Origin of the sequence: Ruminobacter sp. RM87, assembly GCF_000701925.1 — a bacterium.
GTDB classification, from domain to species: domain Bacteria; phylum Pseudomonadota; class Gammaproteobacteria; order Enterobacterales; family Succinivibrionaceae; genus Ruminobacter; species Ruminobacter amylophilus.
This window is the reverse complement of the sequence record NZ_JNKD01000052.1, coordinates 1-21,148: the sequence shown is the minus strand read 5'-3', so window position 1 is coordinate 21,148 and position 21,148 is coordinate 1. Positions and strand designations below refer to the sequence as shown.

Here is a 21,148-nt window from a genome sequence, read left to right as displayed (position 1 = left end):
ATGGCTTCTTACGGAAATCAGTTCGGTAAGACCGAAGAACGTACTCAGCAACATGAGTCATCTTCTGCCGTGGTCAGACAAGGTTCCCGCAGACTGCAGGTCAAATAATCTGGAAGACCTGCGTAAGGCTGAAACAGCTTCCGAGGACTAATCCAATAAATCTTAAAAACTCACTGTGGTAGTAGCACAGTGAGCTTCAATTTTAAATAACCCTATTTGCTTACACGCATACGTTGCGTACACGCTGTTATAAGAGACTGTCATATAATCGCCTTTCATATCTAAACTTTAATACATAGTCAAACTTAACAAACGTCTTATTTTGATTATAAGCATTCTCTAAATCTTTAGAAACCTAAATATTATATTTTTGAAGCAAAAATCAAATTTGATATTCTAAACATTAAAATTCTTTTTATATACCTAAGATTCATTGACTTCTTAACATTGGTAAAGGCCGATATCTTCTAGGTACAAAATAGAAAACAAATTAACGAATTCATCCATACTGAAAGAGCTGTCCCTTTGACATCACCCCATAGTATTTACATAATACCAAGACATGAGTTTACGAGAAAAGACTTATGTGTAATACTACAGAGTCATTTTCAATTATCATAATAACATATATTAATTATACATACTATGTAAATATTATGCAACAATAGTACAATATTTATTTGAACTATCTATCGTATTTTTTCTCGTACTTCTCATTAATCCCCTTCGGTTTTAACAAGATCTTTTTAAAACATTATATTAACAACATATATACATCTGTTAATTATATTAAATTGAATATACAGATAACACACATTTTGAGATGTTTTATCTGTTATCTTTTTATGAATATGATATTTTTTCCATATTATGATAATATTTTCATCAAAGTGTGATATATTCACTCCCGCTTGGCTGCAAACAATAAATCTTATAAAAAACCATAGTGAAAATCTTGTTTAAGCACTGGATATTAAAGGTCGTAATAATGAAGAAATTTATCTTAAATCTGGCTGTAGGAATTTCAGTTCTCGGGCTGTCTCAGACTGTTCCGGCAGAAGAAACACAGAATATCGCCGACACAGGATCAGACGAAAACCGTCTGGTTATCTGGATTAACGGCGACAAGGCTTACAACGGCATCAGCAAGGTTGGCGAAACCTTCGAAAAGGATACCGGCATCAAGGTAGTTGTTGCCCATCCTGATGACGTAGGCGTTCGTTTTATTCAGTATGCCTCTATGGGCAGCGGTCCAGACATTTACGTCTGGGCTCATGACCAGTACGGCGAACTTGTAAGCAAGGGACTTATCGAGGAAATAACTCCTTCAAAGGAAGAATACAGCAGATTCTATGACAAAGCCTGGGAAGGCATGCTGGTAAACGGCAAGTTCTACGGTTACCCAGTGTCTCTCGAATCCACTGCTTTAGTGTGCAATAAAAAACTGGCCCCGAAGGCTCCAAAGACCTTTGAAGAAATCATCGCTCTCGACGATAACCTGAAAAAGCAGGACAAGAGAGCCATCCTCTGGGATTACAGAACTCCTTACTTCTCATATCCGCTCTTCTCCGCAAACGGCGGTTATGCCTTCAGGAAGGATACCAGAGGTGTCTACAATACCAAGGTTACCGGTGTTAACAATCAGGGTACCCAGATCGGTTTAAGATATCTGGTTGAACTCATCATTTATGATCACATGATGAAGGGCGCAACCTACGACATCATGACAAAGAAGTTTACCGAAGGCGAAGTAGCCTGCATCATCGACGGTGCATGGGGATGGGCAAACTACAAGAACATCAATTTCTCCGTAAATCCTATTCCGGCTCTCCTCGGCAAACAGGGTAAGCCTCTTGTCGGCGTACTCGGCATGACCCTGAACGTGAATTCACAGAAGAAGGATCTTGCCAAGAAGTTCATTCTCGACTACCTGTTAACCGACAAGGGATATAAGGAAATGAACAATGACCGCCCTATCGGTGTTGCTGCTCTCAAGTCTTTTGAAAAGAAGCAGGAAGCAGATCCCAAGATTGCGGTGCTGATGCGCATTGCGGCAAACGGTGACCTTATGCCTAACGTATATGAAATGTCACGTTACTGGGGAGCCCTGCATTTTGCCATCATCAATGCCACCACCGGCAGAGCTTCAGTTCAGGATGCCCTGAAGGATGCTGAAGCAAAGATTATCCGCTAACGTTTAACGTTTCCGCATAACTTAAATGAAAGGAAGGTCATGATTTGAAATCATGACCTTCCTTATTTATTGTGTCAGAGACTGAAAACTCGAATGAAGGGAGCAGCAGATGTCTCCTTCCAAACGTCTTCTACTGGCCTTTACCGGTCTTCCAGTAGGCCTGAGCACGATTGAACTTGTGAATCACCTGATTGCTGCTTCCGCGGAAAGCCAGTGAAGGATCCTTGAGTTCAAGAACAAACTTGCCGTCGATCAGTACGTCGATGAGTTCCACCACCTCCATCTGTTCCGGAGTAAGTTCACTGTACACGTAACCGGTCCACAGCCAGATGTCCTTATCAGGAGAACATTCGGCGCGTACGCGTTCACACAGAGCCTTTACGGCAGGAAGATTTGCCGGAAGCAGCGGATCACCGCCTGACAGACTGAGACCTCTTCTTTTAACTCTGGTGTCATTCAGATCCGCAATGATTGTATCGCTGAGATCCTGGGTAAACGGGAACCCTGCATTTACATTCCAAGTAGACTGGTTGTAGCAGCCCTTGCAGTGATGTTCGCAGCCGGCAACAAATAAAGTACATCTGGTTCCCCTGCCGTTCAAAACATCTATTGGTATATATTTACAGTAGTTCATTTGTCTTATGTTCCAATCTAAAGTACACAAATAATGATTAAAAATTCCGAAGTTCAAAGCTTCATGTATTTAAAAATATCGATAGTTTACTCTCGGTACTCTGCCTATTCAAGCTGTCATACTTTTTTACTGAAAATATTTTAAGGCCTCAGCAGTTCAGCCAAAAATCAGTTGAAAAAATCTAAACCTAGAACTAGCGTAGGTAATCTGAACATTTCAGATGATGTTTCCGTGATTTTTCATTACCGGGTATTCGGACTGAAAACCATGTTATTCCAGCTCTCTTAGGCGTTTGTCGCATTCCTTTATTCTGTCGCGGAGCACCATGGCCTCCTCAAATTTCAGGGCTTTGGCAGCCTCGCGCATGCTGACCTGCATTTCATCCATAAGCTTAACCAGCGCGGCAGCATCGTTTATTGACGAAACGTCAAACTGCTCACTGGCGCCGTTAAGAAGCTGAGCCCCCGCCATGTTGTCCCTGGCCTCATCACCGAGCATCATGATGTCGACAATCTTCTTGCTGATGGCCTTTGGTTCAATGCCGTGTTCTCTGTTGTAGTCCTCCTGCTTCTGACGTCGGCGCATGGTTTCACTGATGGCGGCCTTCATGGAATCACTTACGTGATCGGCATAGAGGATGGCCTTGCCGTGCAGATTTCTGGCGGCACGCCCGATGGTCTGAATCAGAGAACGGGTTGAACGCAGGAAGCCCTCCTTGTCGGCATCAAGAATGGCTACCAGAGAAACCTCAGGCATGTCCAGACCTTCCCTCAAAAGATTGATACCCACCAGGGCGTCAAACTTGCCGAGACGCAGGTCTCTGATGATTTCCACGCGTTCCACGGTATCAATGTCCGAATGCAGATATCTCACTCTTATTCCGTGTTCATCCAGATAGTCCGTAAGATCCTCGGCCATTTTCTTGGTAAGAGTGGTTACCAGCACACGCTCGTTTTTCTGAGCCCTTGTTCTGATTTCACTCATGACGTCTTCGACCTGGAAGGCTACAGGTCTCACCTCAAGACACGGATCCAGAAGTCCCGTAGGTCTTACAATCTGTTCCACGACCTTCCCGCCGCTTTCCTCGATTTCATAGCTGTTCGGAGTTGCGGACACGTAGATGGTCTGAGGCTGCATTTTATGAAACTCATTGAATTTGAGCGGTCTGTTGTCAAGAGCCGAAGGCAGACGGAAGCCGAAGTTCACCAGAGTTTCCTTTCGTGAACGGTCCCCCTTGTACATGGCTCCTATCTGAGGCACGGTTACATGCGACTCATCGATAATGAGCAGTCCGTCCTTCGGCAGGTAATCGAAAAGACACGGAGGAGCTTCACCCGGTGCCCTGCCGGACAGATATCTTGAATAGTTTTCAATACCGGAACAGTAGCCGAGTTCATTCATCATTTCGATATCGCAGGTGGTTCTTTCGGTAAGACGCTGATCTTCCACCAGCTTTCTTTCGGCAAGAAGCTCCTGCTTTCTTATCTGCAGATCATCCTTTATCTGACTGATGGCATTCTGCAGAACTGATTTCGGGGTAACGTAATGGGTTTTCGGATATATGGTGATTCTCTGAACCTTTCTTATCTGTCTTCCGGTAAGAGGCTCGAAAATGCTCAGCGCTTCGATTTCATCGTCAAAAAGCTCTATACGCACCGCAAAATCATCGGATTCCGCAGGGAACACGTCGATAACGTCCCCTCTCACTCTGAAGGTTGCGCGCGAAAAGTCTATTTCATTACGGGAATACTGCAGTTCAGCAAGTCTTCTCACTATCTTTGTCTGAGAGATTTCCTCACCGACGGAAAGGTGAAGCATCATCTTGAGATAACTGTCAGGAGAACCCAGACCGTAGATGGCGCTCACGGAGGCCACGATAATCACGTCCCTTCTTTCAAGCAGAGCCTTGGTGGCGCTGAGGCGCATCTGTTCTATGTGATCGTTTACCTTGGCATCCTTCTCTATATATGTATCGGAACTCGGAATATACGCTTCAGGCTGATAATAGTCGTAATATGATACGAAGTACTCCACGGCATTGTTGGGAAAGAACTCCCTCATTTCCCCGTAGAGCTGGGCTGCCAGTGTCTTGTTATGGGCCATAATCATGGTCGGACGGTTCAGCCTTGCTATCACGTTGGCCATGGTGAAGGTTTTACCGGAACCGGTAACACCTAAAAGAGTCTGAGCCTTTTTTCCCTCTTCCACTCCGGCAACCAGCTTTTCAATTGCCTCAGGCTGATCCCCTGAAGGCTGGTATTCGGATTTAAGTTCAAACACTTTTGATTTTTCAGATTCATCATATAAGGACATATACAGAATTCCAGTACGGCTTTAATCACTGAAAACATTCTAACACCTTGACGGTGTTTATTCATCTTAATAACGCTTAAGTCTCTTCTCCCATAAAAAAGAACCATCCGAAAGATTTTTCTGAAAAAGCAGGAAAGCCCGAAGACACAGCAATCCTTCTGCACTGAAAAACACGTCTTTCACGAGGAAAACTTTCTTTCCGTACGTATTTTAAGCAAAACATCCGTTTTTGCTTAAAATACACGCAAACAAACATATTTTTGAACTTTTTTAAAAAATATTGTTGACATAACCTGGCAAAACCCATATCATGCACAGCGTTGGCAGTGCTTAACGAACTAACGAAAAGCAAAGCTGACAAAAATAAAGTTCCTCCTTAGTTCAGTCGGTAGAACGGCGGACTGTTAATCCGTATGTCGCTGGTTCAAGTCCAGCAGGAGGAGCCAGACAATTTACTTACATCTTTTTTAATGAAGTTCCTCCTTAGTTCAGTCGGTAGAACGGCGGACTGTTAATCCGTATGTCGCTGGTTCAAGTCCAGCAGGAGGAGCCATTAAATCTCTAACCTCTCTCAATCAATCCTTACTTTAATACAGACCAAGTCAGAGATTTATTTTTTATTCTTTTCCGTCTTTTAATTCATTTATTCCTTTGAATCTTAAGTTTTCCGAAGTCACTGCTTCATTATTTTTATTTTTTACTTATTTAACTCACTCCCCGATGCATCATTTCGGTTTTCAGCCTTCAGTCTGTAAACCGGCATAAGCATCTTCCTTTTCCTTAATATACATATATATAGGATGAATGATATAACCTTCCCTCTCTCCATTTAACCGAAAACTTCAGCATCTCCAGTGTATGGTTCTCATGGTTCTGTAAGGCACGTAACACGATCAATCCCAAAGCATCAGACGTTCCTTCCGAACATCAGGAAATGTTACCTGACATCAGAGTATGGTTTCAGACAGTAAAAAATCCCGGCATCTGAATTCCTTCACGGTCAGAACAGCATGAATTTTCCCCTCAGAAAGCCGTCAAAGCCTTAATCCGTCGCAATTTCACACAAAACAGTCTTGTAAAAATGCAGAAAATCATATAACAATCCGCATTCCGATCACAAAAACGACGTAAAAAATGTCTGAGTTCTTTAACAATTTTTATACATCTTCAAAAATTACACTTATACAACATTTTTAATATATTTGTATTATCAAAACTTATAAAATACGCTTAATTGACTAAATATCAATATATTTCTTATAGCCTGTCATAAAAATCCGTTAAAAAAACTTGTTAAAAAATAAACAATTTTGTTTTGTATGTCACTATTTATATGTTATAATTTTGTTAAATATCATACATCACCCCGTGAGATATTCCGAATTCGTTATTTTTGGCTTTAGAAAAATAAAGCCCTGCATGTGTGACAGTAATAATCGACTATAAAAATAATAAAATAATGATTAACGAATACCGGATCCGCGTGGTTCTGTCTGAAAATTAGTTAAATCATCACAGTGGAAATCAAGGAGCAGACTTCATGTCTAAATCAATTAGTGCCATGACCAAGTGCATAATTGTTGCAGTATTGTTGTGCCTGGTCGGTATCGGTATAGCTTTTTACACAACCAGCAGAGAGTGTTCAAACGAACTTGCCAAAACAAAGAACGTTCTCATGGGTGCTTACGATTGGAGTAACTTTACCTCTGACGTGGGCAACAACGCCATTCCGACTCTGGAGCTAGCTTCTCTCAATGTTTATGTAAGCAACACACAGGTTTACAATTCAAACACTGACACTTCCAGCATTTTTGACAAGGTGTTCAAGACCCAGGACGAATTCCAGATCGGCAACACCAGCGTACAGTTCGGTATCGATTCAAGCGAAATCTACAACTCTTTCCTCATCAAGGTTGTAACCCTTATCGTGTTAATCGTTATCGCGGCTCTCGTAACAGCTCAGCTGTTCCTCATCGCCAACTACAAGTACGCAATCTTCATCAAGAACTCAATTCTCAGCAAGAGATATGACGACCTTCCTTTTGAAGATCTTTCACGCGAACTTACCAGAAACGACACTCAGAACGAAAAGGAAATCGCTGAAGCCAAGAAAAAGATCGAACATCTCGCCAACGCAGCTGCAATGGATCCTATGACCAACCTCTACAACCGCACCACCTTCAACAACGCTTTCGAAGGTCTTTTAGGTAAGGTTGCTTCTAGAGAAAAGTCAATTCTCGGTATCTTCAGAGCATCTGAAATCAACTTCATCAACTCAGAACGCGGTTACCAGATGGGTGACAAGTACATCCACGATCTCGCTGACATGATCAAGGATTCAATCAAGCGCTTCCCGGGCACCAACGCCTACAGGATTTCAGGTACCGATATCGCCATCCTCGTTCCAAAGGGAGACGAAAAGGTTATTGAAGCCATCTACGGTGCCCTCAAGCTTCAGGTTAACGAATTCCAGAAGAACTACGATCTGACCAACGTATGCTACGGCGGTTTCACCTTCTTCGGTCCTAAGGAACAGAAGGCCGACATCATGTCAAGAGCAGACCTTGCCCTTGCAAGAGCACAGACTTCTGCATGCAACGGCTACGCCATCCAGACCGAAAACACCGACAACTACTTCCAGGGTGAAATGCACTGGCTGAAGACCATCAAGGAAATCATCGATCACCGCAGCATTTCCCTCTACTATCAGCCAATCAAGAGCATGAACATTTCAATCAAGCCTTATGTTGAAATCTATGCTCACTTCACTACCGAAGCCGGCGAAAAGCTTTCAACCGAAATCGTTCTGGCAGCTGCACAGCGTCATGAACTTCTGGTTAAGCTTGAAGAAATGATTATCGATGCCATCATCTCCAAGTACCGTCTGATCAACCAGACCGACATGAGATTCGGTATCAACCTTTCATCAAATGCTCTGTTAAGCACTTCATTCCTCCTCTGGCTGGAAAGAACCTTAATCCGCAATTCAGACATTGCTGAAGGTCTCGTATTCGAAATCGACGAAGCTCTTCTCGAAAGCAACAACATGGCTGCTGAAAGACTGTTCGGCATCATCCACAGAACCGGTGCCTCAACCAGTATCAGCCACTTCGGCAAGGGTCTTGACTCATTCAGACTGTTCAGAGAACTCAAGCCTAACTACATCAAGATCGATCCGAACATCTGCCAGTCATTCGACAAGGACAACACCGCTCAGCAGTTCGTTCGCATGCTTATCGAAGTTTCTCACCGTCAGGGCTGTGTAATCGTAGCCGAAGGTATCGAAAGCATTGCTCAGCGTCAGCAGGTTGAAGCTCTGTACGTTGACGCAATCCAGGGTTACATGATTGCAAAACCTCAGGAACTCGAAGACAGAATCGAATTAAACTGGGTAACCATTAAGAATAGTGCAGAGTACTCAGCATAATTTAATACAGAACAGGGCAACATATACAATATTGTGATATTGTAGTAGATGTTGCCGAGGATTTGATTTATACGAAAGACCCGGTAAGACCGGGTCTTTTTTTATCCCCTCAGTCTGTGGCTAAACATCGTTAGAGATATCTTATGCGCTATATAAATCTTCCATTTTCACGTCAGTTCATTATAGGCGTAGTTCTTTATCTGGTATGTATTGTTCTGGCCGTATATCTTGCCTATTACGGAACCAACAGGGTTAATACTTCCCATGCGGAAAGCATGATCACCGCTCAGAGCGCCACCATCTACGACTTCATGGAAAGCAAGTCCCATGAAGACATCATCTCTTTCATTCAGGTGCTGGACAGCAACCCGGTAGCCTCCACCGTTCCGTCAAACATTTCCTACATAGAATGGATTTCAGACGACAAGGGAAGAGGACCGGTCAGCAGAACACCAAACAATTCCACCATCAAGCCTCATATTCTCGAAAACTTCAAGGAACAGATCCGTCTGCTTGAGGAAAAAGGCAACAGGGGCTCAAGTCTCACCCAGTACATGTGCGACCATGAATGCTATATTCTCGAATACAGCTCCTATCAGATTAACAACCTTTCAGGCAAGGCCATCGTGGCCCTCAAGCTCCAGTCAATCTCCGAGCTTCTCGAAAACCTGAACAACCGCCCTACCATCATGCTTTACGGCATCTCCGAACAGGACAATCTCCTGTGGCTTGATCAGAACGTAACCAAGCTGAGCTGGGGCAACTTCATCGAACCGAACAAGAGAAACCGCATTCTCAACACCATAGCCAAGTACAGATATTCTCTCAACGGCAAGACCACCTACAGACAGCTGCTTGACGCTATCTGTGAGGACCAGCAGTTCGGAAACTACGTGATTACTCCGATAAGCTTCAATCATCAGCTTATCGGCTACACCGTAACCTTCCTGCCTAAGATTACCCTCGGACACGCCTTCAAGACCGGCGTTCTGGAAAATCTCACCATTACCGGCGTACTGACCATTCTGGCCGTGGTTATCCTCTGTCACTACATATTCAACCTCATCCGTCTGGAAAGCTTCTTCATCAGAAACAGACTGCGCATCAACAAGTACGCCAAGTCAAAGAACGCCCGCAGCTCCGATGAGGTATTCGCACTCCTCGGGCATCTGGATTCGGCTCTCAACTCCAATGAAGAGCAGACCCGCCAGATTGAATCCCTGCAGAACAAGCTGGAGTTCTATTCCAACTATGATCCGCAGACCAGTCTGCCTAACCAGAAGTGGATTCTTGAGCAGATTGCCCATCTGCAGACCGAACGCAAGGTTAACAGCGCCATCGAGCTCTTTGCCGTGGAATTCTGTCCGGTTCTGCCTCAGGAATTCTACGATGACGAGAAGATCTGTCACCGTATCTCCACCGTGATGCTGAACATCATCAGGGAAAAGGACTACCTGGCCTTCTATGAGCCTACCGTCTACTATCTCCTCACCACCAGCATCAAGAACAAGACCGAAATGGATGAACTGCTCAACAGATTCCGCAGGGAACTGGCTGAACAGGTCAACGGCGGCAATGAAATCCGCATCAGCGCCGGTATCGTGCAGGTACTGAGTAATTCCATCAGCCCTGCCGTTATCATGAAGCAGACCCACATTGCCTATCAGCACAGCTGTCAGCTTGAGGTGAACGACAGCTATGCCGTATACAACGACTCCATGAACACTCAGACCTCCAGCATCGACACCGCCTTCGCCAACAGGCTCAAGCACGCAAGAATGAAGGGAGATCTGATTATCCGTTACGATCAGGTAATGAACGTGTCCACCAAGACCATCGTAAGTCTCATCGCCAGAAACTACTGGTTCCAGGAAGGCACCACCTACAATCTGGATGACTTCACAGATCAGATCATCAGCGCCGGTCTCAATACCGAAAACTGCTACTGGAAGGTAGAAAACGCCCTCCACGACCTGTCAGAGCTTGATCAGGACACCAACCACAACATCGGCATCATCATTCCGCTCAACTACGGTCAGCTTCTTGACAGCGACCTGCCGAGCTTCCTTGACATGGTAACAGTCAAGTACCGCATCATGCCGAACAGAATCACCTTCGCCCTGACCGAGAACGCCATCAGCAACGATATAACCAACTGTCTCACCGCCATCCAGAAGCTGAGCTCAGCCGGTTATCACTTCACTCTGCAGAACTACAACATGGGTATGATGGACATGGACTTCATCAGGGAACACGGCTTCGCCTCCGCCATGCTCAGCGGTTCACTCACGAAGCGTGTGCTTACCAGTGAATATGACCGCTACATGCTGAGCCAGATGGTGAAGAAGTGGAATGAGAACATTGAACCTGTCATCATCCTGCAGGACGTTGACAGCATGATTACCATGGAAACCTTCAAGGAACTCGGCGTAAACCTCATGTCAGGTTCGCTCTTCCCATGCACTCAGGACCTGAGTGCCGTCAAGGCCTTCGTCAACCGTGAGGATTCAATCTAAAGAGTTTTTACAGCATGCATCCATCCGGTCGCGCCGGAGTGCCGGGGCTTAAAAACTGAAACATAAAAATAAAAAGATTTGGCGGTACCGCCAAATCTTTTTCTTTCTTTTTTTATTTATAATGCAGTTTTTTATGTGCTTTACGGCAGACCGCGTCATCCGCGGTCATTGCCTTTGAATTACTTATGAGCCTTCTCAAACTTTTCCATAAAGGAAACGAGAGCCTTCACACCTTCAAGCGGCATTGCGTTGTAGAGACTTGCTCTCATACCGCCGAGTACACGGTGTCCCTTAAGGGAAATGAGGTTGTTTGCCTTGGCTTCAGCGATGAACTGCTGATCAAGACTGCTGTCCTTAAGGAAGAAAGGAACGTTCATGCGTGAACGTGCGCTTACGGCCACGTTGTTGCTGTAGAAATCTGAACTGTCGATGAAACCGTAAAGAAGTTCAGACTTTTCCTTATTCATGGCTTCCATGGCTTCAACACCGCCGATGCTCTTTAACCAGGCAAATACCTTGCCTGCGAAGTACCATGCGAAGGTGTTTGGAGTGTTCAGCATTGAATCGTGGTCGGCGGTTACCTTGTAGTCCCAGATTGCAGGAGTGATTGACTGAGCGTGACCGATAAGATCTTCTCTTACGATTACGATGGTAATGCCTGAAGGTCCGATGTTCTTCTGAGCACCGCCGTAAAGCATGCCGTACCTGCTTACGTCCATGCGGCGTGAAAGGATGCATGAAGAGATGTCCGCAACCAGAGGAACGTCACCGGTTTCAGGAGCATCAAAGATTTCGATACCGTGAATGGTTTCGTTCATGCACATGTGAACATAAGCGGCATCCTTCTTTAAAGGAAGATCCTTAAGCTTGAGTTCAACCTTGCCGTCCGCATTGACGAAGTCACCTCTCATGGAGTTAACGTGAGTGTACTTCACTGCTTCTTCAGCGGCATAGCCTGACCATGCGCCGGTAACAATGTAGTCTGCACTGCCTTCAGCAGTTCCCAGATTCATAGGAAGGTTGGCGAACACGCCTCTTCCGCCGCCGTGCATGAACAGTACCTTGTAATTGTCAGGAATATTCATGAGATCGCGAAGATCTGCGGTTGCCTTTTCGGCGATAGCCAGATAATCCTTGGAACGGTGAGAAATTTCAATTACACCGGCTCCGATTCCGTTGAAATCCAAAAACTCCTTCTGAACGTCCTTCATTACTGCTTCAGGAAGCATGGAAGGACCGGCAGAAAAATTGTATACCTTACTCATAATGAGACACCCTGTTCTACTTTGAATCTTTACTCAAAAATATTTAAATAAACGACTTAGAGCATTATACAGAAAAATAACGCGGTAAGACAAAAATATCACATAAATGGCAATATTTTCCGGATTGAAAAAAACGCCCTTTCCGTAAAAACCGAAACCGCTCCTTCAGTCCTCCGCTCTCAGCCGTAAAAAGAAAAGAGGAGAAAAAACTGCGTTTTTCTCCTCCTGAATCTTTCGGTTAAAGACCTGCATCAGCAGGCCTTTTCATCACCGCGACTAGATATCGGCATCATCGTCGGCAGGATTTGCGGCTGCATCCGGAACGTCTGCAGACAGATCGTCGGCCGCGTTTTCCGCATCGGCTGCCCCGGCTGTGCCTTCGGCATCCGGAGCTTCAGCTTCGTTCTGCTCTTCATCGTCGGTCTTTACCACGCGCTGTACGGATACAAGCTTGAGGCCTTCATCAAGACGAATCAGACGGACACCCTGACCGTAACGGGAAATTACGCTCACTTCGTCCACGCGGGTACGAACCAGAATACCGGCATTGTTAATCAGAATGATTTCATCACCGTCGGTAACCTGTACCGCACCGATTACGCGGCCGTTGCGGTCTTCACCCTTGATGGCGATAACACCCTTGGCGTTACGGCGTCTTAACGGGAAGTCTGCAACCGGACTGCGCTTGCCGAAGCCGTTTTCGGTGGCAATCAGCACGTATGGAAGAGTTGCGTCAACAACCATCATGGAGACAACCTGATGGCCCTTGGCGAGGTTCATGCCTCTCACACCGCGTGACACACGGCCTGAGGCTCTTACGCCGCCCTTGTAGTTAGGGCCAATGACCAGAGCATCGTCTTCTGAACCTTCAGCATCGTTTTCAACGTCTGCGCTTACGTCGGCAGCTTCTTCAGCCACATCTGCTCCTTCCTCGTTTTCACTTTCAGCGTCAACGGTAGCGTCGGCGGTAGGAGTGAGAGGAGAGTATTCGTTGAAGAGACATGCACGTCCGTCAGAGCTGAACAGACCGATTACGTCGCTGCCTGAGGTAAGAGCCACGTTAACCAGACTTACGCCTTCGTCAAGCTTAATGGCGCGCAGGCCCTGGGCGTTAACGTTCTTGTATGCGCTCAGCTTGGTCTTCTTCACGTAACCGTTGGAGGTCGCGAAGAACAGGAACTTGTTTTCCTCGAAGCTGTTTACAGGCACGATGGTCTGAATTGATTCGTTTTCGTCAAGTCTCAGCATGTTTACAATCGGACGGCCCTTTGAATTTGAAGAGGCTTCCGGCAGATCGTATACGTTGATGGAGAACACCTTGCCGCGTGAGGTAAAGCACAGCACGGTATCGTGGGTGTTAACCACATACATGCTGTCAATTACGTCCTCATCCTTAACCAGGGTGGCACGACGGCCGCGGCCGCCACGCTTCTGGGCTTCGTATTCGGAAAGAGGCTGATACTTGATGTAGCCTGCATGAGACAGAGTGATAACCGCAGATACAGGGTCAACCAGATCCTTCTTGGTGATTTCGGCGGTATTGGTTTCAATAACGCTTCTTCTGGCGTCACCGTACGTGTTACGGATTTCTTCAAGCTCTTCGATAATGATGTTGCGGAGAAGCTCTTCGGAACCGAGAATTTCAAGATAGTACTTGATGCTGGCGGTGAGTTCGCCGTATTCCTCACTGATCTTGCTGCGTTCAAGATTGGTCAGACGGTGCAGAGGCATATCCAGAATTGCAGTGGTCTGAGGATCGGAGAAGTAATAGAAGCCGTCACGGATACCGAATGCGGCATCAATGTATTCAGGCTTGCAGAGTTCCCTGCCGCTGGCGTCAACCTGAATGAGTGATGAGAGATCACCGTACTTCCAAGGATGAGCCATCAGAGCCTCGTGGGCGGCCTGTCTGTTGGCACTGCTTCTGATGATGTTAATGATTTCATCGATATTGCTCAGGGCGACAAGGAGAGCTTCCAATCTGTGCGCTCTTTCACGGGCAACCTTCAGATCGTATACGGTACGTCTGGTTACCACTTCCTTTCTGTGCTTGATGAAGTATTCGATAATCTGCTTGAGGTTGAGTACTTCAGGACGGTTGTTTACCAGAGCCAGCATGTTGATCGGGAAGGAGATCTGCATTCTGGTCTGCTGGAACAGCTTGTTCAGCACGATTTCAGGAGATTCGTTCTGACGCAGGAAGATTTCAATGTGAACGTTCTTGGTTGAACCGTTGTTCACGCGGGTGATACCTTCAATGGTACGATCGCGGATGCATTCGGAAATCTTCTTTTCGATTTCAGCAGGACCTACGCCGTAAGGAAGTTCGGTTACCACAATCTTCTGTCTGCCGTTGCCGTCATCGTCGATGGATGTCTTGGCGCGGATGATTGCCTTGCCGTTACCGGTACGGTAGGCTCTCTTGATTTCGTTCTGACCGTAAATGATGCCGCCGCCCGGGAAGTCAGGTGCGGGAATGTACTGCATCAGATCGTCAACGGTGAGTTCCGGATTGCGCATCAGTGCCACGGTGGCATTGACTACTTCGGTCAGATTGTGGGTCGGAATGTTGGTGGCCATACCTACCGCGATACCTGAGGTACCGTTAATCAGCAGGTTAGGCAGCTTGTTAGGCATTACTACGGGAATTTCTTCACTGTTGTCGTAGTTAGGAACCGTATCAACGGTTTCCTTTTCAAGATCCGCAACCATTTCACCGCAGATCTTTGACATTCTGACTTCGGTATAACGCATTGCCGCAGGCTTGTAACCGTCGGCGTCACCGAAGTTGCCATGACCGTCAACCAGAGGGTAACGGAGAGAGAAATCCTGAGCCATACGTACGATGGTGTCATACACGGAGGTATCACCATGAGGATGGTACTTACCGATTACGTCACCAACCACACGGGCTGATTTCAGATGCTTGGTATTGTAGAAGTTTCTCAGCTTGTACATGGAATACAGACTGCGGCGGTGCACAGGCTTCAGACCGTCTCTCACGTCCGGAAGAGCACGATCCACAATTACACTCATTGCGTAATTGATAAATGAAGTCTGAAGCTGCTCAGTAATCTTCACCGGACGAACGTTTTCCGGCAGAGTATCCCTGGAGGTTGTATTGTCACTCATCTCATTTACTCGTTAATAAATAATAAAAATTTGCGTGCCATTGTACCATAAAACCGCAAAAACCTTAAGATATTCATGAAGCGGATGTGCCGATTACCGCACTGATTCAAATAAACAGAGGATTTATTCCTCTGACTGTTCACATAGTAATCAGCATCACCGGATTACGGCTGTATAACCTGAATAGGAACTCCCGGGAGACTATCATTCCGTCGTTAAAATCCGGAACCGTCCGTTATGCACCCTGGCCCGGGAAAAAAATCTCCGTCAGGATATCTGAAAGGCATGAAATCCTTACAGGAATCACCGCGGTCCCGGCGCCCCTGGAAAAACGGGCTTTTTCCTTTATTCACAATGACTGAGACCCGTTCAGAGCCGCCATTTTTTCCCGGAAGCCGCGTGATTTTCAAAGGATACATACGGTTTCAGGCGAAAACAGGATCCCTCTCAGGATTTTTACAATATTTTGAAAAAACGAAAACAACTCGTATATAATTATACGGATTTTCTAATTCTGACAACTTGATGGAAAACGGCGCCTTTTACCTGCATGTCAGGGGGATGCCTGCAGAACGGATTTCTCCGCAAGCCCCGCCGCACGGGGTTTCAGCTTAAGCGCGCGGAACCATCCGGTAAAGTTGTCTCACAGCTTAAAGGAATTAAACATGTGGTTTAAAAACGTCAGAGTATACACACTCGATACCGGTTTCAAATACAGTCCCGATGAACTGGATAAACTTCTCGCTCCGCAGAAATACGTTCCATGCTCAGGTCAGGACATGGTACGTTTCGGCTGGGTAAGTCCTCTCGGTCAGGATGAAGAGGTTTTATGTCATAAAATCAACGATGACTACTTTTTCCGCTGCAAAACCGAAAAGAGAATGCTTCCTGCAAGCGTGGTAAACGAAGAACTGAAGGAAAAGGTTGAAGAGCTCGAACTCAAGCAGGCCCGCAACGTCAGCAAGAAGGAAAAGGCCGAACTCAAGGAAAGCATCGTTACCGAACTTCTGCCTAGAGCCTTCCGTCTGCACAGGGAAAACTGGATCTGGGTAAGCGGCAGATACGGCTATGTAGTGGTTAACGTTGCCTCCGAAAAACAGGCCGAAGATTTGATTGCCCTTCTGAGAAAGAGCCTCGGTTCACTCCCTGCCAGACTTTTCAAGTTCAACAAGTCAATCAATGACTGCATGACCGAATGGGTTGCCAACGGTGAAGGTCCGGCAGGCATTGAAATCGGTGATGAAGTTGAACTCAAGGCCGTTGAAGGTGCCGGCGGTACCGTAAAGGCCAAGAAGCAGGATCTCGATACTGCCGAAATCAAGGCTCACCTCGAAGCAGGCAAGGTGGTAACCAGTCTGGCCATTACCGTGAACGACGATGTTTCCCTGGTAATCGATGACACCTTCTCCTTAAAGAGAATCAAGCTTTCAGATACCGTTATCGATGAAAACGCCACCGTAAGTGATGATCCGGTTGCGCAGCTTGATGCTGACCTTACCCTTATAAGCGGTGAATTCTCCAAGATTCTGCCTACCCTTATCGACGCCTTCGGCGGCGAAAGCGAATAACGGCGGAGACCTGTTTATCCGTCCGCCGGATAAACTCCTTAAAAAATCGTCAGTCCCGGTGACTGACGTTTTTTTCTGATTAGAGACAGGTAATCCCCTTCCTGTCGGCGAAAGTATAATCTACTGACTGAATGCTCCAAACGTGATACCATATACCGCAAAAAAATCAGCCGGAAAAAGATTCATGTCTTATGACACTCTCAGGACAGTTTTCTCCTGAATGTCCCTGAGCGGTACACAAATCGTTCATAACATAATACAATATACCGGCTTGAAAAATACAGTTACCAGATTTAAGGGATCATAAATGAAAAAACCAGAGCTTTTATCACCGGCAGGTACTTTAAAGAATCTCAGATACGCTACGGCTTTCGGAGCCGATGCCGTCTATGCCGGTCAGCCCCGCTACAGTCTGCGCATCAGAAACAACGAATTTGATTATCAGACTCTGGACTCTGCCATTAAAGAGCTTCATGAAGCAGGCAAAAAGCTTTACATGGTGGTAAACATTCAGCCTCACAACATCAAGGTGAAGAAGTTCGCGAAAGATCTGGCCGACATCGTCGCCCTGAATCCCGACGCTCTCATCATGTCAGATCCCGGCATGATCATGATGGTAAGGGAAGCCTATCCTGACATGCCCGTCCATCTCTCCGTTCAGGCAAACACCATCAACTTCGCTTCAGTACGTTTTTGGGAAAAGATGGGACTCAGCAGAATCATCCTGTCACGTGAACTTCACCTTGACGAAATCGAGGAAATCCGCAACGAATGTCCGCAGATGGAACTTGAAGTCTTTGTTCACGGCGCGTTATGCATGGCCTACTCCGGACGCTGTCTTCTGAGCGGCTATCTCACCCACCGCGACTCGAACCAGGGTGCCTGCACCAATTCATGCAGATGGGCCTACAGGCTTCACAGGGCGGTTGAAGACGATACCGGCGAACTGGTTGAACCGGATCTCGGCAGCGATCTGATTACCCCGCACAGCTATCTGCTTGAAGAACCGAAGAGACCTGGTGAACTCATGGCCTGCGACGAGGACGAACACGGCACCTACATCATGAATTCACGTGACCTGCGCGCGGTTGAACACGTAAAACGTCTCTGCGAAATCGGCGTTGATTCCCTGAAAATCGAAGGTCGCACCAAATCATTCTACTACTGCGCCAGAACCGCCTCCGTATATCGCCGGGCCATCGACGCGGCAGTGCGCGGAGAGGACATCGTGGAGGAGCTCAAGTCTGAACTCGAATCCCTGGCTCACCGCGGTTATACCGACGGCTTCCTTACCCGTCACGGCATCAGTGAATATCAGAACTACGACTACGGCTACAGCATTTCCGACAAGAGCCAGTTCGTGGGTGAAGTAACCGGTGTTGACGGTGACGGCCTGTGGCAGGTCAGCGTTCGCAACCGTTTTGAACTCGGCGACACTCTGGAAATTCTGGCTCCGGGCTTCAGGGATTTCATAACCCTGGACAACCTCATGGACAGGAAGAAGCAGCCGATTACCGTAGCTCCGGGAGACGGTCACGTGGTTTACTTCAGGTGTCCGTTCCCTGCCGACAGGGCTCATATGGGCATTATCGTCCGTCACTTCAGAAACGGTGAAAACACCAGAAATCCGGTAATCAGATAACCGGCATTATCCGGATTCATGAAAAGAACGGCAGACGTGATATCGTCTGCCGTTACTTTTATCCTGAGTTTTCAGTGACGTCGCACGTATTCACCGGTGAAAACGCCTCCGCGACAGGTTCCGCACTTTCAGAAATCAGTCTTCGTCTTCCTTAGGATTGATTCCCTTGATTACAGAGCCGCTGTTATCCAGTATTTTAGACATGGTGACGTCCTTTTTCGTGTGCAGCTCGCAGTCACCGAAGTTAATATAGTCATCGCTGTTTTTCTTGAGCTTCAGGGTATATTCCTTCTTGAGGGATTTCTTGACGGCAACATATGTACCGACCATACCCACAACGATGATAATGCCTGCGGCAATCATCGCCAGAAGGTGGTCACCTGATGAATCTGCTCCTGTAAGATACAGGTAAACGAAAAATGAGGAAATCAGTGTGAACAGAACTGATGAAAAAATACATGTAAGGTTTCTGTTGAACATGTATTTGGAGAATACCGAATAAACCAGGAATGAATACCCCAGAAACAGCAACCCCATTCCCTTTCCGGAATCCCTGATTTTCATAAACTCATCAACCGTGGTCAGCCAGCAGGAAAAGGTAAGAAACGGCAGCCACGAGAAAAATGCGCAGCACAGCAGTTTAATCTCGCTTATCGGGAATATGCACAGGGCTTTACCGCTTTCACCGTTCATGGAAAACATGTATTTCCTGCCGGCCCAGGATATGTTCATGTGCCACAGAGGGAACAAAGCATAGCTTATCTTTGCAGCCTTGAAGCTGTATTCACGGTGAGTAATCAGGTAGTACTGATAATCCTTGGATCCGGACAGGTAACGGTCAAAGGATCTTTCAACACGGCGTTTGGCAGAGACCATTCCGCCTTCATGATCCATGTTGTAGATTTCGGCATCAAGTCCGGAAAGCCATGCGAAATTGAATTCCGGTGCATTCTGCACATTGTACGGTTCCAGTCCCTGGGATATGCGGTCATCAAGCTCTACCGACGCATCCTGAGGAATGCTGTAGAATTTTGCACTGCCCGTACTTACACCGGAATATACGGTGTGTTCATATTTCTTGCCGGAAGGCTTCACCTTCTCAACCTTGAACGCGGCGTTGCCGGAAACCTCCATATCGTAAAGCCAGAACGGCGCATACCAGGCCTTTATCTTTTCCACCCTGGCTTCAACCAGAAAGCTGTCAGGAACAAAGCGCTTGGATTTGAGGATTTTACGGTAGATTTCCAGAAAGTCCTCTTTATCCTTCTTGAACGGAACAATCCTGTCAGGTACACGCTGATCCCGGTACTTGTCGGTAAAAACAATGGCATTGCCGCAGAACGGACAGTTTTCGGTGGTTGATAAAACACCCGGAGTTATTTCACCGCCGCAGGATGAACAGATGTATGAACGGTGAAGATCTGTTTCACTGTTTTCTGAATCACTTTCATTAACCACGGCGCCTTTGGCGAAATTCTCCACCCCGGCTTCCTTCTTCTCCCTGAGCAGACGGTCATACTGATATACGGAAAACCTGCTGGAACACGATTCACATACAAGTCTCTGCTCCCTTATGTTAAAGGTCATATTGCCAGAACAGTTTGGACACCTGGTATGTTCTGAAGTTTTCATACAGACTCCTGTTTAAATCACTGAATTCCAATAACCGTGTACCGCAGATATGCAGGCATGCCTGACGTTATTTCAAAAAACGCCTTGCGGAAAACATGATGCAGATACTGACCTGCAATGTTTACACGCATGATCAGATATCATACAAACAAAACCGATTGAGTAATGTGACTGAAAACATATACTTTTATTTCTAAATAATATTTCTGAAAAATCATCGGAAATATTTTCATTAAATGATGACCTGTATCATTGACTTGGAACCATTGCAATTTGGCGTTGTTGTTACGTTAAAAGAGATGAATGGTGTAAACCGCATTGATAATTTTATAAAATTGTGTATGGCAAGAGGTTGGTTTGTAAGTAAACTTGATGTACAGAATCAAATTGATGTTTATGCGAGAGCTGAGGAAGAAATTAAATTTGAATAAATTGGAGGGGCGGAAACAAAACCAGCCTATTTATTCGAGTATGGAGTATGTGAAAATCTTTCTGTAAATAGAAAACATCCTGAGAATTTTTTAAAGCAGTGACCTTCAGGTAGTATGGCCCCAGAAATTGATCACTTAAGTTTCTAGGTCATACTAACAGAATTTAAGGCTTGTTTCCTGAAATTAATTGGGGACAGGCCTTTTAGCTTTTTACAAACTCTGTCAGTGTTGTACCAATTTATATAATCTTTAATAGCTTTCTCTAAGTCGTTTAAGTCCTTAAAGGTCTTTTCTTTTCCATAAAACATTTCAACTTTCATTCTTCCAAAGAATATCTCAATCATGATGTTGTCATGAGTAGTAGCTTTTCTGGACATGCTTTGGATTAGGTTAT

The 21,148-nt window shown here is 46.0% G+C and carries 12 protein-coding genes and 2 tRNA genes; 8 read left to right on the top strand and 6 right to left on the bottom strand.

The genetic code is table 11. The annotated features are described in order from the left end of the window. Positions 1-988: 988 nt before the first annotated feature. Positions 989-2,194: a maltose/maltodextrin ABC transporter substrate-binding protein MalE gene (gene malE, locus T489_RS0109505; protein ID WP_031579812.1), complete on the top strand. Its 1,206-nt coding sequence runs from the start codon at positions 989-991 to the stop codon at positions 2,192-2,194. Between the two features lie 130 nt (positions 2,195-2,324). On the opposite strand, the gene nrdG is transcribed toward malE, so the two are convergent. Both nrdG and uvrB read right to left on the bottom strand, forming a co-directional pair. Further along, the gene (gene nrdG, locus T489_RS0109500) at positions 2,325-2,828 is read right to left on the bottom strand and encodes an anaerobic ribonucleoside-triphosphate reductase-activating protein (RefSeq protein ID WP_037319513.1); all 504 of its coding nucleotides are present in this window, start codon (positions 2,826-2,828) and stop codon (positions 2,325-2,327) included. 270 nt (positions 2,829-3,098) lie between these two features. Beyond that, the gene (gene uvrB, locus T489_RS0109495) at positions 3,099-5,141 is read right to left on the bottom strand and encodes an excinuclease ABC subunit UvrB (protein ID WP_031579810.1); all 2,043 of its coding nucleotides are present in this window, start codon (positions 5,139-5,141) and stop codon (positions 3,099-3,101) included. Positions 5,142-5,511: 370 nt separating this feature from the next. Here uvrB and T489_RS0109485 point away from each other — a divergent pair. The 4 genes from T489_RS0109485 (at position 5,512) to T489_RS0109470 (ending at position 11,084) form a co-directional block, all read left to right on the top strand. Then, positions 5,512-5,587, top strand: a tRNA-Asn gene (locus T489_RS0109485). A gap of 31 nt (positions 5,588-5,618) precedes the next feature. After that, positions 5,619-5,694 (top strand) — tRNA-Asn (locus T489_RS0109480). 987 nt (positions 5,695-6,681) lie between these two features. Next, positions 6,682-8,568: an EAL domain-containing protein gene (locus T489_RS0109475; RefSeq protein WP_051621976.1), complete on the top strand. Its 1,887-nt coding sequence runs from the start codon at positions 6,682-6,684 to the stop codon at positions 8,566-8,568. A 143-nt stretch (positions 8,569-8,711) separates the two neighbouring features. After that, positions 8,712-11,084 (top strand): EAL domain-containing protein, encoded by a 2,373-nt coding sequence (locus T489_RS0109470; RefSeq protein ID WP_031579807.1) that lies wholly within the window; start codon positions 8,712-8,714, stop codon positions 11,082-11,084. A gap of 179 nt (positions 11,085-11,263) precedes the next feature. Here the strand turns inward: T489_RS0109470 and serC are convergent, their stop codons facing one another. Together serC and gyrA are read right to left on the bottom strand one after the other, a co-directional pair. Then, the gene (gene serC, locus T489_RS0109465; protein ID WP_031579806.1) at positions 11,264-12,349 is read right to left on the bottom strand and encodes a 3-phosphoserine/phosphohydroxythreonine transaminase; all 1,086 of its coding nucleotides are present in this window, start codon (positions 12,347-12,349) and stop codon (positions 11,264-11,266) included. A 276-nt stretch (positions 12,350-12,625) separates the two neighbouring features. Next, on the bottom strand, positions 12,626-15,481 hold the full coding sequence (gene gyrA, locus T489_RS0109460) for a DNA gyrase subunit A (RefSeq protein WP_051621974.1): 2,856 nt from the start codon (positions 15,479-15,481) through the stop codon (positions 12,626-12,628). Between the two features lie 665 nt (positions 15,482-16,146). Here gyrA and rdgC point away from each other — a divergent pair. Together rdgC and yegQ are read left to right on the top strand one after the other, a co-directional pair. Then, the gene (rdgC, locus tag T489_RS0109450; protein WP_031579803.1) at positions 16,147-17,049 is read left to right on the top strand and encodes a recombination-associated protein RdgC; all 903 of its coding nucleotides are present in this window, start codon (positions 16,147-16,149) and stop codon (positions 17,047-17,049) included. Positions 17,050-17,356: 307 nt separating this feature from the next. After that, positions 17,357-18,691: a prephenate-dependent tRNA uridine(34) hydroxylase TrhP gene (yegQ, locus tag T489_RS0109445; RefSeq protein WP_031579802.1), complete on the top strand. Its 1,335-nt coding sequence runs from the start codon at positions 17,357-17,359 to the stop codon at positions 18,689-18,691. Positions 18,692-18,826: 135 nt separating this feature from the next. Here the strand turns inward: yegQ and T489_RS0109440 are convergent, their stop codons facing one another. Continuing rightward, positions 18,827-20,323, bottom strand: a complete 1,497-nt coding sequence (locus T489_RS0109440; RefSeq protein WP_031579801.1) for a hypothetical protein — start codon at positions 20,321-20,323, stop codon at positions 18,827-18,829. Positions 20,324-20,559: 236 nt separating this feature from the next. Here T489_RS0109440 and T489_RS0109430 point away from each other — a divergent pair, with 236 nt between their 5' ends. Then, complete coding sequence (locus T489_RS0109430; RefSeq protein WP_031579799.1) at positions 20,560-20,754, top strand: hypothetical protein; 195 nt, start codon at positions 20,560-20,562, stop codon at positions 20,752-20,754. Positions 20,755-20,897: 143 nt separating this feature from the next. Here the strand turns inward: T489_RS0109430 and T489_RS0109425 are convergent. Continuing rightward, the coding region (locus tag T489_RS0109425; RefSeq protein WP_031579798.1) for an IS3 family transposase at positions 20,898-21,148 on the bottom strand (251 nt) is incomplete at its 5' end.

What these genes read in the sequence shown, in the direction of transcription:
- malE (WP_031579812.1), top strand. Translation starts at nt 989, where the DNA reads ATGAAGAAATTTATCTTAAATCTGGCTGTAGGAATTTCAGTTCTCGGG.
- nrdG (WP_037319513.1), bottom strand. Translation starts at nt 2,828, where the DNA reads ATGAACTACTGTAAATATATACCAATAGATGTTTTGAACGGCAGGGGA.
- uvrB (WP_031579810.1), bottom strand. Translation starts at nt 5,141, where the DNA reads ATGTCCTTATATGATGAATCTGAAAAATCAAAAGTGTTTGAACTTAAA.
- T489_RS0109475 (WP_051621976.1), top strand. Translation starts at nt 6,682, where the DNA reads ATGTCTAAATCAATTAGTGCCATGACCAAGTGCATAATTGTTGCAGTA.
- T489_RS0109470 (WP_031579807.1), top strand. Translation starts at nt 8,712, where the DNA reads ATGCGCTATATAAATCTTCCATTTTCACGTCAGTTCATTATAGGCGTA.
- serC (WP_031579806.1), bottom strand. Translation starts at nt 12,349, where the DNA reads ATGAGTAAGGTATACAATTTTTCTGCCGGTCCTTCCATGCTTCCTGAA.
- gyrA (WP_051621974.1), bottom strand. Translation starts at nt 15,481, where the DNA reads ATGAGTGACAATACAACCTCCAGGGATACTCTGCCGGAAAACGTTCGT.
- rdgC (WP_031579803.1), top strand. Translation starts at nt 16,147, where the DNA reads ATGTGGTTTAAAAACGTCAGAGTATACACACTCGATACCGGTTTCAAA.
- yegQ (WP_031579802.1), top strand. Translation starts at nt 17,357, where the DNA reads ATGAAAAAACCAGAGCTTTTATCACCGGCAGGTACTTTAAAGAATCTC.
- T489_RS0109440 (WP_031579801.1), bottom strand. Translation starts at nt 20,323, where the DNA reads ATGAAAACTTCAGAACATACCAGGTGTCCAAACTGTTCTGGCAATATG.
- T489_RS0109430 (WP_031579799.1), top strand. Translation starts at nt 20,560, where the DNA reads ATGATGACCTGTATCATTGACTTGGAACCATTGCAATTTGGCGTTGTT.